This window comes from Nocardia seriolae NBRC 15557 (assembly GCF_007990715.1).
Taxonomy (GTDB): domain Bacteria; phylum Actinomycetota; class Actinomycetes; order Mycobacteriales; family Mycobacteriaceae; genus Nocardia; species Nocardia seriolae.
This window is the reverse complement of record NZ_BJWY01000002.1, coordinates 40,877-57,136: the sequence shown is the minus strand read 5'-3', so window position 1 is coordinate 57,136 and position 16,260 is coordinate 40,877. Positions and strand designations below refer to the sequence as shown.

14 protein-coding genes are annotated in these 16,260 nt (G+C 67.3%); 7 read left to right on the top strand and 7 right to left on the bottom strand.

What is annotated here, in order from left to right:
- Positions 1 to 7 precede the first annotated feature (7 nt).
- Complete coding sequence (locus tag NS2_RS00770; RefSeq protein WP_052085917.1) at positions 8 to 847, top strand: M12 family metallopeptidase; 840 nt, start codon at positions 8 to 10, stop codon at positions 845 to 847.
- Here the strand turns inward: NS2_RS00770 and NS2_RS00765 are convergent.
- From NS2_RS00765 to NS2_RS00750, 4 genes are read right to left on the bottom strand one after another with little or no spacing between them, the layout of a single operon-like run.
- The gene (locus tag NS2_RS00765; protein WP_052085927.1) at positions 775 to 2,316 is read right to left on the bottom strand and encodes a flavin-containing monooxygenase; all 1,542 of its coding nucleotides are present in this window, start codon (positions 2,314 to 2,316) and stop codon (positions 775 to 777) included. The two genes, NS2_RS00770 and NS2_RS00765, sit on opposite strands and share 73 nt — an antisense overlap.
- Positions 2,310 to 2,954, bottom strand: coding sequence for an NAD(P)/FAD-dependent oxidoreductase (locus tag NS2_RS00760; RefSeq protein WP_052085916.1), 645 nt, complete (start codon positions 2,952 to 2,954; stop codon positions 2,310 to 2,312). The genes NS2_RS00765 and NS2_RS00760 overlap by 7 nt, the downstream gene beginning before the upstream one ends.
- A complete protein-coding gene (locus NS2_RS00755; protein ID WP_033085073.1) occupies positions 2,951 to 3,874 on the bottom strand; it encodes a reductase in 924 nt (307 codons plus the stop codon). The genes NS2_RS00760 and NS2_RS00755 overlap by 4 nt, the downstream gene beginning before the upstream one ends.
- 21 nt (positions 3,875 to 3,895) lie before the next feature.
- On the bottom strand, positions 3,896 to 4,732 hold the full coding sequence (locus tag NS2_RS00750) for an SDR family NAD(P)-dependent oxidoreductase (protein WP_033085072.1): 837 nt from the start codon (positions 4,730 to 4,732) through the stop codon (positions 3,896 to 3,898).
- A gap of 104 nt (positions 4,733 to 4,836) precedes the next feature.
- Here NS2_RS00750 and NS2_RS00745 point away from each other — a divergent pair, with 104 nt between their 5' ends.
- Positions 4,837 to 5,562 carry a TetR/AcrR family transcriptional regulator gene (locus tag NS2_RS00745; RefSeq protein ID WP_081985529.1) on the top strand — a complete coding sequence of 242 codons (726 nt, stop codon included), beginning with the start codon at positions 4,837 to 4,839 and terminating at the stop codon, positions 5,560 to 5,562.
- A gap of 6 nt (positions 5,563 to 5,568) precedes the next feature.
- On the opposite strand, the gene NS2_RS00740 is transcribed toward NS2_RS00745, so the two are convergent.
- The 3 genes from NS2_RS00740 to icmF all read right to left on the bottom strand — a co-directional run bounded on the left by NS2_RS00740 (position 5,569) and on the right by icmF (position 10,518).
- On the bottom strand, positions 5,569 to 6,555 hold the full coding sequence (locus tag NS2_RS00740; RefSeq protein ID WP_045437273.1) for a methyltransferase: 987 nt from the start codon (positions 6,553 to 6,555) through the stop codon (positions 5,569 to 5,571).
- 82 nt (positions 6,556 to 6,637) lie between these two features.
- The gene (locus NS2_RS00735; RefSeq protein WP_081985528.1) at positions 6,638 to 7,162 is read right to left on the bottom strand and encodes an amidohydrolase family protein; all 525 of its coding nucleotides are present in this window, start codon (positions 7,160 to 7,162) and stop codon (positions 6,638 to 6,640) included.
- A 158-nt stretch (positions 7,163 to 7,320) separates the two neighbouring features.
- Positions 7,321 to 10,518, bottom strand: a complete 3,198-nt coding sequence (icmF, locus tag NS2_RS00730) for a fused isobutyryl-CoA mutase/GTPase IcmF (RefSeq protein ID WP_147207047.1) — start codon at positions 10,516 to 10,518, stop codon at positions 7,321 to 7,323.
- Between the two features lie 152 nt (positions 10,519 to 10,670).
- Here icmF and NS2_RS00725 point away from each other — a divergent pair, with 152 nt between their 5' ends.
- From NS2_RS00725 to NS2_RS00705, 5 genes are read left to right on the top strand one after another with little or no spacing between them, the layout of a single operon-like run.
- On the top strand, positions 10,671 to 12,203 hold the full coding sequence (locus NS2_RS00725; RefSeq protein WP_033085070.1) for a CoA-acylating methylmalonate-semialdehyde dehydrogenase: 1,533 nt from the start codon (positions 10,671 to 10,673) through the stop codon (positions 12,201 to 12,203).
- A gap of 2 nt (positions 12,204 to 12,205) precedes the next feature.
- The gene (locus tag NS2_RS00720) at positions 12,206 to 13,345 is read left to right on the top strand and encodes an acyl-CoA dehydrogenase family protein (RefSeq protein WP_033085069.1); all 1,140 of its coding nucleotides are present in this window, start codon (positions 12,206 to 12,208) and stop codon (positions 13,343 to 13,345) included.
- Positions 13,342 to 14,439: an enoyl-CoA hydratase/isomerase family protein gene (locus NS2_RS00715; protein WP_033085068.1), complete on the top strand. Its 1,098-nt coding sequence runs from the start codon at positions 13,342 to 13,344 to the stop codon at positions 14,437 to 14,439. Before NS2_RS00720 ends, NS2_RS00715 begins: the two co-directional genes overlap by 4 nt.
- Positions 14,439 to 15,341, top strand: coding sequence for a 3-hydroxyisobutyrate dehydrogenase (gene mmsB / locus NS2_RS00710; RefSeq protein WP_081985527.1), 903 nt, complete (start codon positions 14,439 to 14,441; stop codon positions 15,339 to 15,341). Before NS2_RS00715 ends, mmsB begins: the two co-directional genes overlap by 1 nt.
- The gene (locus tag NS2_RS00705; protein ID WP_045437276.1) at positions 15,338 to 16,165 is read left to right on the top strand and encodes an enoyl-CoA hydratase; all 828 of its coding nucleotides are present in this window, start codon (positions 15,338 to 15,340) and stop codon (positions 16,163 to 16,165) included. The genes mmsB and NS2_RS00705 overlap by 4 nt, the downstream gene beginning before the upstream one ends.
- The last annotated feature ends 95 nt before the right edge of the window (positions 16,166 to 16,260 follow it).

The following is a 16,260-nucleotide window of genomic DNA, read 5'->3' as shown; positions in this document are numbered from 1 at the left end:
AAACACAATGAACACCAACCACGCCATCACCGTCTGCACACCGAAGAGCCTCCCGGAGGGCAGCCTGTTCGGGGCCGCGGCCACCGCGGTGGAGATAAACCCCGCCAACCGGCCCTATGTGCGCCCCGTGGCCGGGCTGGTCGCACCGGGAAAGGTCGACAAGGCGTTCATCGCCGCGATGGTTACGAAGTACTGGCACAGCGGCGGCGTCCATCTCGGGGTCCGGTTCCTCGACACCAAGGACACCGCGCTGAAGAACCGCATCCTCAGCCATATGAACGCCTGGTCGCCGGGCGCGAACATCCAGTTCTCCGAAAGCCACGGCCACGACGCCGAAGTCCGCATCGCGCGGGTCCCCAATGACGGCTATTGGTCCTACGTGGGCACCGACATCATGTCGATCGATGCCGACCAGCCGACCATGAACCTGGAGTCCTTCTCCATGCAGACCCCGGAGAGCGAGTACAAGCGCGTCGTCCGCCACGAAACCGGCCACACCCTGGGATTCCCGCACGAGCACATGCGTCGTGAGATCGTCGCGCGCATCGACTCGGACAAGGCCATCAGGTACTTCCAGGAGGTGATCGGATGGCCCCCGGAGGTCACCCGCGCCCAGGTGCTGACCCCGCTGGAAGACGTCGAACTCATCACGACCCCGTCCGACACCCAGTCGATCATGTGCTACCAGCTGCCGGGAATCATCATGCGCGACGGCCTCGCCGTGCCCGGCGGTCTCGATATCGACGATCAGGACGGCAAATTCGCGCAGCGCCTCTACCCGACGGAGCTGACCGCATCACCGGTTCCGACCGTCGTCGCCGCCTCGGCCGGGGCGGCGAAGGTGTAGTCGTTCAGATCGAAATGGGCTGCGCGCCATGCGGCTTCGGGGGTACTCATGGCGCGCAGCGGGACGTCGCCGTTCTTGTCGAAGTAGTACGAGTTGGCCAGCGCGCAGCTGTCCTGCCAGAAGACCTGGGTGCCGCGGCGGGACAGCATTTCGTGGAAGTAGCGGTCATTCGCTTCGGGGGTTACCTCGATGCGGGTGGCGGCGCGGCGGCGGGCATTGCGGAGCAGGCGCAGGATGTGGGTGGTCTGCATTTCGATGAGGGTGAAGTAGGACGCGCCGTTGTAGCCGTAGGGGCCGATGATGGTGAAGAAGTTGGGGAAGCCGGGCACGCTGACGCCCTCGTAGGCTTGCAGGCGGTGGGTGTCCCACCAGTCCTCGAGGCGGATGCCGCCGCTGCCGTGCAGGTCGAAGGTGGGCATATTGCCGGATTCCATGACCTTGAAGCCGGTGGCCATGATGAGCACGTCGACCTGGTGGTGGCGGCCGGTGGTGCGCAGGCCGCTGGCGGTGATCTCGGTGATGGGATCGGTTTCCAGGGTGACGTTCTCGCGGTTGAAGGTCTTCAGATAGTCGTTGGAGAACGACGTGCGCTTGCAGCCCAGCGCGTATGCGGGCGTGAGCTTTTCGCGGGTGACGGGGTCCTTCACCTGGTCGCGCAGGTGTGCCAGTCCCGTGCGCTCACCCAGCTTCGCCATCGGCACCACCTTGTAATAGTGGGCCGAGAACGGGAAGGTGAGCTCCACGAACGCCTGGCTCAGCCACCGGGTGAGGAACTGCCCGCCCGGCAGCCGCATGAGCGCGCGCACCGCGGGCGGCATGGGCGCGTCCGGCCGGGGCAGGCACCAGATCGGAGTGCGCTGGAAGACGACAAGTTTCGCCACGTCCGGGGCGATCGAGGGAATGATCTGGATGGCCGAGGCCCCGGTGCCGATGATGCCGACCCGCTTGCCGCGCAGATCGATCCCGTGATCCCAGCGCGCGGTGTGCATGGTGAGCCCCCGGAACCGTTCCGCGCCGGGAATCTCCGGCAGCTTCGGCCGGGTCAGCACGCCGGTCGCGCCGATCAGATACCGGCAGGTGAGCTCGTCGCCGTCCGCGGTGCGCACCCGCCACCGATGCAGGGCGTCGTCGAAATCGGCGCGGGTAATGGTGGTGCCGAACCGGATTCGCGGCCGCAGCCCGTACTTCTGCACGCACCGCTCGGCATACGCCTTCAACTCCCGCCCCGGTGCGTACACCCGTGACCAGGACCGCTGCTGCTCGAACGAGTACTGATAGCTGAACGACGGAATATCCACCGCGATACCGGGATAGGTGTTCCAATGCCGGGTCCCACCCACCCCGTCCGCCTCGTCGATCATGATGAAATCGTCGAATCCGGCCTTGCGCAGCGCGATCGCGGTCCCGATGCCCGAGAATCCCGCGCCCACAATGACGATTTCGTGGTTCACGACGGTATTTGTCACGATGCGTCCTCCGCGTAGATGATGCAGTCCACCCGATGCTCGACCCCGTCCACGGTGCGAACCCCGAGTGGAGCGAGCCGGGCGACGGGCCAGCTGATGAGCGTGCAATTGGGCTGCCGCAGCGACCGGTAGTACCGGCTGTGCACCCGCACCTCGGCCGAGTGATCGGGCGTGAGCTGCCTGCGCTCCCACGAATCCCCCACCTGCGCCCGCAGATTCGCCGCCGCCGACCGCCGTAGCGCCTGCCGCGCACACCACCGAACCAGCCCTGCCCCGGGAACCCCGCGCAGCACGAGTCCGATATCCGGACGCGACGGGCCGGGGTGGTCTCCGGGGAAGGGCGGCGCCGACGACCCGGGCAGCGACCCCAGTAGGTCGGAGGGCAACCGGCGCAGCAGGAGTGGCAATCCTGGGAGCGGCGGGGTGGGCAGGATCCAGATGGGGTCGTGCTGGAATACGGTCACCCGGCGGGCCTGGTCGACGACCGGCGGGACCACTCGGGCCAACGCGGTGCCGCCGCCGATGACCGCAACGTGCAGGCGGTCGAGTTCGTGCTGGTCACGCCAGTGGGTGCAGTGCACGGTGGGGCCGGTGTAGGTTTCGCGGTTCCGGCCGGACTCGCGGCGGAGTGGGGCGGTCATTTCGCCACCGGCTCGTAGGTCAGGGCCTTGGACCAGGACGGGGTGCGGCGTAGGACGCGGACCGGGAAGCGGTCGATGGCCTTGTTCAGGGTGTCGTTGATGCCCTGGATCGGCTGCAAGCGATTGATGGTGGCCCTGCCGTGCAGCCGGACCACGTGGTAGAGCGGTACGCGCTTGATGTCCGGGCTGCGTTCACCGGCTTTCTCGTAGCGGCGCACGGCATTCCAGAGCTTCTCCTCGTCCAGCCCCATCGCCATGATGTTGGTGGACATGCGCGACAGCAGTGGCGTGTACAGCAGCGCGCCCATCAGGATTGTGGGCCGCAGTGCGTAGCCCGCCGATTCGATCGCCAGCCGCCGCATGGGCCCCGCGCCGAGTTGCTCGAGTACCTGGAAGCCAACGGCCAGATGCCGCGATTCGTCGCTGTTGATGTGCCGGAACACCTCGTGGCACAGCGGGTCTCGGACTTCGTCCAGGAGGAATTTGACCAGCGCACCGTCCAGTGCGCACTCCAGCGAGGGGATGACGGTACCGAGCACCGGCAGGGTCAGATTGTCCCCGTACTTGTCCAGCCACTGGATGGCCAGCCGAATGTTCTTGTTGGGCAGGGGCATTGCGTCCCCGTCGAGCATGCCCCAGCGTCGCATCAAGGCCAGTTCCGCATTGGCGTGCTTCTGCTCCTCGGCGTGGAAGTACCGGTAGATCTCCTTGAGCGGCCCGTCCGGCGCGCGGAGCGTGAGCGCTGCGAAGCCGCGCGCGCCCACGTGTTCGATCCACACCAGATCGGCCATGAATTTCGCCAGCGCGGGGCGTTGCTCATCGGTGATGAGCTCGGCTCCCGGTGCGTCCCAGTCGATGTCGGCCAGCGCCCACTGCCGATCCTGGATGACGGTGAGCATGTCGGAATACGTGAACGCCATTGTTCAACTCCTCGGGTGTGGCTACCGCACCAGCCGCTCCAGCAGTCCGGCGGCGCGGGTGTAGGTGTCGGGCAGCAGTCGCTTGGACTGCCAGATGGCCTTGGCCTCGATCTGCGGGACCACGTAGAGCTGGCCGCGGTCCACGGCGTCGAGGGTGGTGCGGGCGATGGCGGCGGGCGGGCGTCCGGTCCAGCGCAGCAGGCGGTCGCCCCAGCGCTGGAGGTTCTCGTCGCCGATCGAAACGCCTTCCAGGATGTTGGTTCTCACGCCGGTCGGGCACAGCACGGTGACGGTGACGCCGGTGCCGGACAGCTCGGCGGCGAGGGTCTCCGACAGCGCCAGCACGCCCGCCTTGCTCACGTTGTAGGCGGCCATGCGCGGCGCGGAGCCGAACGCCGCAGCGGAGGCGACGTTCACGATCGACCCGTGCCCGGCCCCGCGCAGCCGGGGCGTGAAGACGTGGCAGCCGTGGATGACGCCCCACAGATTGATGTCGAGCACCTGATGCCATTCGGCGGGCGGGGTTTCGCCGATGAGGGTGCCGCCACGCCCGATGCCCGCATTGTTGACGACCAGGTCCGGGCTCTTGCCGAACCACTCCTCGGCGGTGTTCGCCAGCGTCGTCACCTGCTCCAGGCTGGACACGTCGCACACCGCGTCGAATGCCTTTCCCCCTGCGTCGCTGACCATTTCGACGGTCTCGCGGGCGCGCTCGGCATCGATGTCGGAGCAGACGACCCGTCCACCCCGCTTGCCTATCTCGAGCGCGAACCCCCGCCCGATCCCGCTGCCCGCGCCGGTCACCACCGCGTCCGCCTGCTGTGTGCGGCGGGATCCGCCGAAAGGATTGAGTCGCATGGAAACTCCCGGGGCCGTGCCATCCGGGCAGTCAACTGGTGGCGTATGCCACCACTGGCCGCACCTGCCACCAATTAGGCTCCCGGTGCGCTATTTTGTCAACTATGAGCGTGCGCGCACAGGAGGCGGTGAACGTTCCCACACCGGCGAAATCCACTGCGCCCGCAGGGGTGGAGTCGACCGTGCAGGCCCCGGCGGAGCCGTCCCGGCGCAGCGGCACCTGGGGCGGCCGCACCCAGGCGGAACGCCGCGCCGAACGCCGTGAACGCCTGCTCGCGGCGGCCCTGGACATCTGGCTCGAGCACGGCTGGGCCGCGGTCACCATGCGCGGCGTCTGCACCCGCGCGGGCCTCAACGACCGCTACTTCTACGAGCACTTCGCCGATCGCGACGAGTTGCTCGGCGCGGTCTGGGACCGGGTCGGTTTCCAAGTCCTGGCCGAACTTTCGGGGGTGGTCGCCGAGAATCTCGAGCACCCGGCCCTGGGAATTCTGCACCTGGCCATCGCTCGCGCGGTCGCCCTGCAAACCGACGGCCCGGCTCGCATCCTGTTCGGCGACCACGCCGGTAGCCGCATCCTGGAGCAGCGCCGCACCGAACTCCTCACCGAATCAACCGATCTCCTCATCGCCACCGCCCGCCCCTACCTGCGCCCCGGCGTCGACGAATCCGACCTCCGGATGGCCGTCCTGATGGGCGTGGGCGGCTTCATCGAACTCCTGACCGCCTGGCGCACCGGCGCCGTCACCGCCGACGCCCCCCGAATCATCGACCACGTCAGCCACACCGCCGACCTACTCGGTGCCCGGTACCTGGCATTCCCCGGCTGATTCGGGTTATTTCAGGGCCCAGACCATGGATTCGGGGCCGATCAGGTGCTCGGTTACCGGGTCGTGGAAGCCGGTGTCGGTGAGCCAGGTTCGGAGGTCGGCGGCGGTGTAGTCGAAGCCACCGGGGGTTTCTATGAGCATGTTGAGACTCATCAGGAGGCCGCCCAGGTTGGTGCGGCGGTCGTCGTCTATGAGGGATTCGTAGATGAGGATGGCGCCGCCGTCGGGGAGGGCGTCGTGCGCTTTTCGCAGGAGCATGAGCTTGGTGGGGAGGTCCCAGTCGTGGAGGATGTGGCCCAAAACCAGGACGTCGGCCTCCGGGAGGGGGTCGGTGAAGAAGTCGCCGGGGTGGAAGGTGCTGCGGTCCTCCACGGGGGCACTGTATTCGGTGAAGATCGGTTCGACGGCGGGCAGGTCGAAGCCGGTGCCGTGCAGGTGCGGGTTGGTTTCCAGGACGGTGCGCAGCAGCGCGCCCTGGGCGGTGCCGATATCGGCCACCGTCTTCCAGCGGTGCCAGGGGAAGACCTCGGCGATGGCGTGCGCGCTGGGTAGCGACAGGCCGGTCATGGCGCGCTGAAAGTCGTAGAGGCGCTGCGGGTCCCGGTAGAGGGCGGTGAAGAAGTCGCCGCCGTCCCCGGCCTCGTTCTGCGGGAGTCCGGTGCGCAGGCCCTCGGTGAGTCCGCCCCAGAACGGGTACAGCCGGGCGGCGGCCATTTCCAGGAAGCCGCCGATGTACTCGCTGCCGGTGCTGTCCAGGTAGGTGGCGGTGTCGGCGGTGTTCGCGTAGCGGTCGTCGGTGCGCCGCAGCATGTCCATGGCGACCAGGGCGTCGAAGAAGTCGCGGGCCGCGCGCGGGTGCAGGCCGATTTCGCGTCGTAGTTGCTCGGCGGTCAATTGCCGATGCCCGAGCACCGTGAACACTCCGAGTTCGACGGCGCTGAGCAAGGTCCGGGACTCCCAGAAACCCATTCCGATCCGCAGGATCCGCTCCATGGCGCATCACGATAGCCACAGCGACCCTCCGGCAAAGGCAAATCCGCGCGCCCGGATGAATGCGAATCCCGGGAGCCGGGAATCAGAGATCGTCGATCCCGTACACCCGTTCGGAATTGCTGCGGAAAGTACGCTCGACGGCCTTGTCATCGGCCCCGTGCCCTGCCAGCGCGGTGGCCACCGCCTCGACCGTGTTCGGAATGCTCGTAATCGGCTTGTCCACCGGGAAATTCGCGCCCCAGATCAGCCGATCCGCCCCGAACACGTCGAGCGAGTGCGCCCGCATCGGCGAAATCCGTTCCAGCAGTATCGGAACCGGTGTCGGCTCGCCGCGCTTCGGCACCGGATGCCCGAGGATCGGCATCATCAGCCCGCTCACCTTCGACACCACAGTGGCGTGCGCGGCCAGCGCGGCGAGATCGTCGCGCCACCGCACGAACAGCTCGCGCCGCCGCCCCGGATTCCGTCCCGTCCCGCGCCGGACCGGCCCGAAAATCCCTGCGGGCGTGCCGAGATGGTTGAGCACGATGGTGGACACCCGGTCAGGTCGAGGGAACGATGACGCGGGCGCCGAGCGCTTCAGCAGCCTTTGCCAACCGGAGATCAAGGGTCACCAGTGGCGCATCGTAGCTGAGAGCCAGGGCCGGATATGCGGCGTCATACGGACCGACCGTGTGTCGATGTCGCCAGATAGCGGCGAGTAGCCATGCTGCGGGCTGAGAATATCGAACTTCCGCCGCCCATACCTGCATCCATGTCGGTTGCTCAGACGTTCCGTCGGTACTGGCCGCCGACGGTGAAGAAGGTGTCGGTGATCTGTTGGAGGGTGCAGACTCGGGCGGCGTCCATGAGGACCTCGAAGACGTTGTCGTCGCTGGCGGCGGCTGCGGCCAGGCGGGCCAGGGCGGCGGGGGATTCGGTGCGGTGGCGGTCGGTGAATTCGCGGACGCGTTGCAGCTGGGACTGTTTTTCGGATTCGGTGCCGCGGGCCAGTTCCAGGACGCGGTGTTCTTCCTCGTGCGGGTTGCGGAAGGTGTTGACGCCGATGATCGGCAGTGAGCCCTCGTGCTTGCGGCGTTCGTAGAGCATGGACTCGTCCTGGATGCGGCCGCGTTGGTAGCCGGTTTCCATCGCGCCCAGCACGCCGCCGCGCTCGCTGATCCGCTCGAATTCGCGCAGCACCGCCTCCTCCACCAGGTCGGTGAGCTCGTCGATGATGAAGCTGCCCTGCAAGGGATTCTCGTTCATCGCCAAACCCCACTCGCGGTTGATGATGAGCTGGATGGCCAGGGCGCGGCGCACCGATTCCTCGGTGGGCGTGGTGACCGCCTCGTCGTAGGCATTGGTGTGCAGGCTGTTGCAGTTGTCGTAGACCGCGATGAGGGCTTGCAGCGTGGTGCGAATGTCGTTGAAGCTCATCTCCTGTGCGTGCAGCGAGCGCCCGGAGGTCTGAATGTGGTATTTGAGCTTCTGCGACCGATCATTGGCACCGTACTTGTCGCGCATGGCGATTGCCCAGATACGCCGGGCCACGCGGCCGATCACCGAATATTCGGCATCCATGCCATTGGAGAAGAAGAACGACAGGTTGGGCGCGAAGTCGTCGATGTGCATCCCGCGCGCCAGATACGCCTCCACGTAGGTGAAGCCGTTGGCCAGCGTGAATGCCAGCTGGCTGATCGGGTTCGCCCCGGCCTCGGCGATGTGATAGCCGGAGATGGATACCGAGTAGAAGTTGCGAACGCTGTTGCGCACGAACCATTCCTGGATGTCGGCCATCATGCGCAGGCTGAACTCGGTGGAAAAGATGCAGGTGTTCTGCCCTTGGTCCTCCTTGAGAATGTCGGCCTGCACGGTGGCGAGGGTGCGGGCGCGCAGCTCCGCCGCCTCCTCCGGGGTCGGCTCGCGACCTTGCTCGGCCGAAAACTCCACCGTCGCTTGATCAATGGCGGCATTGAGGTAGTAGGCGAGAATGGTCGGAGCGGGACCGTTGATGGTCATCGACACCGAGGTGCTCGGCGCGTCCAGATCGAACCCGTCGTAGAGCGCCTTCATATCGTCCAGCGTGGCAATGGAAACCCCGGAGGTCCCCACCTTGCCGTAGATGTCGGGCCGCTCCGCCGGGTCGTGCCCGTAGAGCGTCACCGAGTCGAAGGCCGTCGAAAGCCGTTTGGCCTCAGCATGTTCGGACAGCACCTTGAACCGGCGGTTGGTCCGGAACGCATCACCCTCACCGGCGAACATGCGTGCCGGATCCTCATTGTCCCGCTTGAACGGAAACACCCCGGCGGTGAATGGGAACCGACCAGGCAGATTCTCCGACCGCAGGAACCGCAGCAGCTCACCGTGATCGGTGAATCGGGGGAGCGCCACCCGTGGAATCGAACTGCCGGACAACGTCTCCCGCCGCAATGCGGTCCGCAGCTCCCGATCACGGACCCGCACCACCTGCTCTTGCCCCCGATACGACTCCGCGATCGCGGGCCACTCCGCCAGCAGCGCGGCATTCTCCGGTGACAGCGCCTTCCTCGCCCGCTCGAGCAGCGTCCCGACCGGCTCGTCATCGGGCAGTTCCGCGACGATCAGTTCCAGGCGCTGCACCCGTTGGGCGGCCTCGATCTGCCGCGCTGTCTGCGCGTGGTAATCCTGCACGGTCTCCGCTATTTCGGCCAGATAGCGCACCCTAGCGGGCGGAATGATCTGCGCGAAGCGGGTCGAGGCGCGAGTGCTCACCCGCGGCAGGACGCCCTCCTGCAACGGCAGCCCCTGCTCGCCGAGCAATCCGCTCAGATGCTGGTAGAGCGCCGTCACCCCGTCGTCATTGAAAGTGGCCGCGCTGGTGCCGAACACCGGCATGTCCTCCGGCATGGCATGGAAGTCCTCGCGATTGCGCACCAACTGCCGTGACACGTCCCGCAGCGCGTCTTCGGCCCCGCGCCGCTCGAACTTGTTGATGGCCACGACATCCGCGTAATCCAGCATGTCGATCTTCTCGAGCTGGGACGCGGCACCGAACTCGGGCGTCATCACATACAGCGAGACGTCCACGTGCTCGGCAATGGCCGCGTCGCCCTGCCCGATGCCGGGAGTCTCCAGGATCACCAGATCGAATCCCGCTGCCTTGCAGGCGATCACCATGTCGTCGATGCCGTGCGGCAACTCGCGCTCGCCGCGCGTGGCCAGCGACCGGAAGTACACCCGCTCGCCGTCGAGGGCGTTCATCCGGATCCGGTCGCCCAGCAGCGCGCCGCCGCCGCGCCGCCGCGTCGGATCCACCGCCAGCACCGCCACCCGCAGCTTGTCCTGCTGATCGGTGCGCAGCCGTCGAATGAGTTCGTCTGTGAGAGAAGACTTTCCGGAGCCGCCGGTGCCGGTGATACCCAGCACCGGCACGCGCCGAGTGGCCGCCGCGGTTGTCAGCACCATCAGATCCTCGACCGGCAGCGTTCCCTGCTGCAAGCAGGTGAGCGTCCGCGCCAGCGCCGCCCGATCCCCGCTCAGTACCGCCTCCACCGGCGCGGGCGACTGCGAAAGATCCACGTCGCAAGCCGAAATCAGCCGATTGATCATCCCCGGCAGCCCGAGCCGCTGCCCGTCCTCGGGCGAGAAGATGGTCACCCCCGACTCCGCCAGCCGCGCGATCTCCTCGGGAATGATCACCCCGCCGCCCCCGCCGAAGATCTTCACGTGCTCGGCGCCGGCCTCCTTCAGGGCCTGCGCCAAGTACTCGAAGTACTCGATGTGCCCGCCCTGATACGAGCTGACCGCGACCCCCTGCACGTCCTCGGTGACCGCCGCGTCCACGACCTCCCGCACGGCCCGGTTATGTCCGAGATGAATCACCTCGGCCCCCTGGGCCTGAAGGATTCTGCGCATGATGTTGATGGCCGCGTCATGGCCATCGAACAACGCAGCGGCGGTAACGAACCGCACTGGATGAACCGGGACATGCAACTCGGGCATGCGTGCCTCCACACGGAAAGCCTGTAGGTGCTGTGAATTATCCCACAGCCAATACTTGGATGTCCAACTATAGGGTCGCCACAGACCGCGCAATCTGCGCGCAAGCTTCGCAAGCATCGAGACAGGCTGTAAAAGTCGTGGAAGGGCCAGGCATGGTTCGCGAACTCACCCACTTCGTCGGCGGGAAGCAAGTCCCGGGAACATCGGGCAACTTCGGCGATGTGTTCAACCCGAGCACCGGACAGGTCCAGGCCCGGGTGCCGCTGGCGAGCAAGAGCGAGGTCGAGGCGGTCATCGCCAATGCCGCCGAGGCGCAGATCGGCTGGGCCGCGACCAACCCGCAGCGCCGCGCCCGGGTACTCATGAAGTTCCTGACCCTGGTGCAGGACGAGATGGACTCGCTGGCCGCCCTGCTGTCCAGCGAGCACGGCAAGACCATCGCCGACGCCAAGGGCGATATCCAGCGCGGCCTCGAGGTCATCGAATTCGCCTGCGGCATCCCGCATCTGCTCAAGGGCGAGTACACCGAGAGCGCCGGCACCGGCATCGATGTGTACTCCATGCGCCAGCCGCTGGGCGTGGTCGCGGGCATCACCCCGTTCAACTTCCCGGCCATGATCCCGCTGTGGAAGGCCGGACCGGCCATCGCCTGCGGAAATGCCTTCGTGCTCAAGCCCTCCGAGCGCGACCCCTCGGTGCCGCTGCGACTGGCCGAGCTGTTCCTCGAGGCCGGGCTGCCCGCGGGCATCTTCAATGTGGTCAACGGCGACAAGGAAGCCGTGGACACGCTGCTGCGCGACGACCGCATCAAGGCCGTCGGCTTCGTGGGCTCCACCCCGATCGCGCAGTACATCTACGAGACCGCCTCGGCCAACGGCAAGCGCGCCCAGTGCTTCGGCGGTGCCAAGAACCACGCCATCGTCATGCCCGACGCCGACCTCGACGATGTGGCCGACCAGCTCATCGGCGCGGGCTACGGCTCCGCGGGCGAGCGCTGCATGGCCATCTCGGTGGCCGTGCCGGTGGGTGCGGAGACCGCGGATCGTCTGCGCGCCAAGCTCATCGAGCGCATCGAGAAGCTCAATGTCGGCGTCTCCGACGACCCGGGCGCGGACTTCGGCCCGCTGGTCGGCCGCGACGGCGTGGACCGGGTGAACAACTACGTGCAGATCGGCGTCGACGAGGGCGCGGAGCTGGTCATCGACGGCCGCGGCCTGGTCGTCGAGGGCGGCGAGGACGGATTCTTCGCGGGCGCTTCGCTTTTCGACAACGTGACCGCCGACATGCGGATCTACCAGGAAGAGATCTTCGGCCCGGTGCTGTCCATCGTGCGCGCCGCCGACTTCGAAGAGGGCCTGCGCCTGGCCAATGAGCACGAATACGGCAATGGCGTCGCCATTTTCACCCGCGACGGCGACACCGCCCGCGACTTCGCCGCCCGCGTGCAGGTCGGCATGGTCGGCATCAACGTCCCGATCCCGGTGCCGATCGCGTACCACACCTTCGGCGGCTGGAAGCGTTCCGGCTTCGGCGACCTCAACCAGCACGGCCCGGACTCGATCCGCTTCTACACCAAGACCAAGACGGTGACGCAGCGCTGGCCCGCGGGACTCGAGGCGGAGCCTTCGGGCGGCTCCGCAAGCTCCGCCGCCGCCAACGCCTTCGTCATCCCCACGATGGACTGACGATGTTCGTACTGGACGAGGACGAGAAGGCGATCGTCGAGACCGCCCGCTCCTTCGCCGACGAGCTGCTCGCGCCCAACGCCCTGGAATGGGATGAGCGCAAGCACTTCCCGGTGGATGTGCTGCGCAAGGCGGGCTCGCTCGGCCTGGGCGGCATCTACGTGCGCGAGGACGTGGGCGGCTCGCAGCTGCGGCGGCTCGACGCCGTGCGCATCTTCGAGCAGCTGGCCACCGGCTGCCCGGCCGTGGCGGCCTACATCTCCATCCACAATATGGCGACGTGGATGATCGACACCTACGGCGATGAGACGCAACGCAATCGGTGGCTGCCGGGGCTGACGTCCATGGACCTGCTGGCCTCCTACGCGCTGACCGAGCCGGGTGTGGGCTCCGACGCGGCGGCCTTGAGCACCAAGGCCGTTCGCGACGGCGACGACTACCTGCTCACCGGCGTCAAGCAATTCATCTCCGGCGCGGGCAGCAGCGATGTCTACGTGATCATGGCCCGCACCGGAACCGAAGGGGCGCGCGGGATCTCGGCGTTCATCGTCCCGGCCGACACGCCGGGGCTGTCCTTCGGGGCCAATGAGCGCAAGATGGGCTGGAACGCCCAGCCCACCCGGCAGGTCATTCTCGACCAGGCCCGGGTGCCCGCCGCCAACCTGCTGGGCGCGGAGGGCAACGGCTTCCGCATCGCCATGAACGGCCTCAACGGCGGGCGGCTGAACATCGCCGCCTGCTCCATGGGCGGCGCGCAGGCCGCGCTCGACCGGACGGTCGCCTACATGGCCCAGCGCAAGGCGTTCGGCTCCCGGCTGCTGGACAACACCGCGCTCCAGTTCGAACTCGCCGACATGCGCACCTCCCTGGAGGCCGCCCGCACCCTGCTGTGGCGGGCCGCCGCCGCCCTGGACGCCGACGCCCCCGACAAGGTGGAGCTGTGCGCGATGGCCAAGCGGTTCGCCACCGACGCCGGGTTCGAGGTGGCCAACAAGGCCCTGCAACTGCACGGTGGCTACGGTTACCTGGCCGAATACGGCATCGAGAAGATCGTTCGCGACCTGCGGGTGCATCAGATTCTCGAAGGCACGAACGAGATCATGCGGGTGGTCGTCGCCCGCGCGGTGGTAGGAGCAGCATGAGCGAGACGGTGAACGACGCCGAGGTGTTGATCGAGAAGCGCGACGGCCTCGGTCTGATCACGCTCAACCGGCCCCGCGCCATCAACGCGCTCAACCACCCGATGGCGCTGACCATCCTGGACGCGCTGCGGGCCTGGGCGGATGACGACGAGGTGCGCGCCGTGGTGCTCACCGGCGCGGGCGAACGCGGGCTGTGCGCGGGCGGCGACATCGTCGCCATCCACAACGACGCCAAGCACGCTGTCGCGCAGGGCGATTCGCCCGAGGTTTCGGCGGACTCGCCCAGCGGCAAGTTCTGGCGCGACGAGTACATCCTCAACGCGTACATCAAGCGCTACCCGAAGCCCTACGTCGCGGTCATGGACGGCATCGTCATGGGCGGCGGCGTCGGCCTGTCCGGCCATGCCTCGCACCGCATCGTGACCGAGCGCTCCATGGTCGGCATGCCCGAGACCGGCATCGGCTTCATCCCCGACGTGGGCGGCACCTGGCTGCTGGCGCACGCGCCCGGCGAGATCGGCACCCACGTCGCGCTCACCACCGCGCGCATGTCCGCCGGTGACGCCATCGCGGCCGGATTCGCCGACCACTTCGTGCCGTCCGAGCACCTGCCGTCGCTGCTGGAGGCCCTGCACGACAACGAGATCGACGTGGCCATCGCGAAATTCGCACAGCCCGCGCCGGTTTCGGAGTTCGTGGCACAGCAGGACTGGATCGACTCCTGCTACAGCGCCGACACCGTCGAGGAGATCGTGCACCGCCTCGAACTCGACGGCCGCGCCGAGGCCGCCAAGGCCGCCGCCGACGTGCTGTCGAAATCGCCGGTGGCACTGAAGGTCACACTGCGCTCGCTGCGCAGCGCCCGGCAGGCAGACAGCCTGGAAACGGCGCTGAACCAGGAATACCGGGTCTCCGCCGCCTCCCTGAACACCCACGACCTGGTGGAAGGCATTCGCGCCCAGGTCATCGACAAGGACCGCGACCCGCACTGGTCGCCCGCCACCCTGGCCGACGTCACCGACGCCGACGTGGACGCCTACTTCGGCGCACTCGGCGATCGCGAATTGGGTCTGGCCGCTCCTAAGGACGAATGATGAGCAACAACACCAAGGTCGGGTTCCTCGGGCTCGGCCACATGGGCGGCCCGATGGCCGCCAACCTCGTCAAGGCCGGATACGACGTCCTCGCCTTCGACCCCGTCCCCGCCGCGCAGGAACAGGCCCGCCGAGACGGCGCGACCGTGGTCGCCGCTGCCGCGGAAGCGGTTTCGGCCTCCGACATCGTCATCACCATGCTGCCCAACGGCCGCATCGTGCTCGACCTCTACGGCGAGATCCTCTCCGCCGCCAAGCCCGGCACCCTGTTCGTCGACTGCTCCACCATCGACGTCGCCGACGCCAAGCAGGCCGCGGAACTCGCTGCCGCAGCGGGCCATCGGGCCCTGGACGCCCCCGTCTCCGGCGGCGTCGCGGGCGCGTCGGCAGGCACCCTCACCTTCATGGTCGGCGGCGCGGACGCCGACTTCGCCGCGGCCCTGCCCCTGCTGGAGGTCATGGGCGGCAAGGTCGTGCACTGCGGCGGCGCGGGCGTCGGCCAGGCCGCCAAGATCTGCAACAACATGCTGCTGGGCATCTCCATGATCGGCCTCTCGGAAGCCATTGTGCTGGGCGAGAAGCTGGGCCTGACCCACGACAAGTTCTTCGACGTGGTCTCCACCGCCTCGGGCCAGTCGTGGGCGCTGACCTCGTACTGCCCTGTCCCCGGCCCGGTTCCGGCCAGCCCGGCCAACAATGACTACAAGCCCGGCTTCGCCACCGCCCTCATGGCCAAGGACCTCGGTCTCGCGGCCAGCGCACTGCGCGGCAATGGCGTCGACGGACAGATCGGTCTGCTGGCGGCGGAGATCTACAGCCGCTTCAACCAGGACGAAGCGGGCAAGGACTTCTCCGCTATCGTCACCGATATTCGCAAGCGATCTGGAGAGGAACAAAAGTGACTGCATCGCGCAGCGATTCCGTTGGGGGCGGGGGCGGGGCGACGGGTGGGCCCGACTTCGAGACCATTCTGCTGGAGCGCAAGGGCCGCGTAGCCCTCATCACGCTCAACCGGCCGAAGGCCCTCAACGCGCTGAACTCGCAGGTCCTGACCGACATTTCGGCCGCCCTGGACGAGCTCGAGAACGACGACGAGATCGGCGCGGTCGTACTGACCGGCTCCGACCGAGCCTTCGCCGCCGGCGCGGACATCAAGGAAATGCAGTCCAAGTCCTACATGGACATGTTCCTCACCGACCACTTCGCCGGTTGGGACCGCCTCGTCGCCTTCCGTAAGCCCATCATCGCCGCGGTCGCCGGCTACGCCCTCGGCGGCGGCTGCGAACTCGCCATGATGTGCGACATCCTCCTCGCCGCCGACACCGCCAAGTTCGGCCAGCCCGAAATCAAACTGGGAGTCATCCCCGGCATGGGCGGCTCTCAGCGCCTCACCCGCGCCGTCGGCAAGGCCAAGGCCATGGATCTAATCCTCACCGGCCGCAACATGGACGCCGAGGCAGCCGAACGCGCCGGCCTGGTCTCCCGCATCGTCCCCGCCGCCGACCTGCTCCCCACCGCCATGGAGGTAGCCGAAACCATCGCCTCCATGTCCCTACCGTCCGTGATGATCGCCAAGGAAGCGGTGGACCGCGCCTTCGAAACCACCCTCACCGAGGGCCTCCGCTTCGAACGCCGAGTCTTCCACTCCCTCTTCGCCACCGACGACCAAAAAGAAGGCATGACCGCCTTCACCGAAAAGCGCCCCACCAACTTCACCAACAAATAACCCACCAATTCATCGAGTGGCACACTTCGGAGCGAAAAATCGGACGAATCCGACCGAAATGTGCCACTCGATGATTCGGTGCGGCTGGGAGGTGT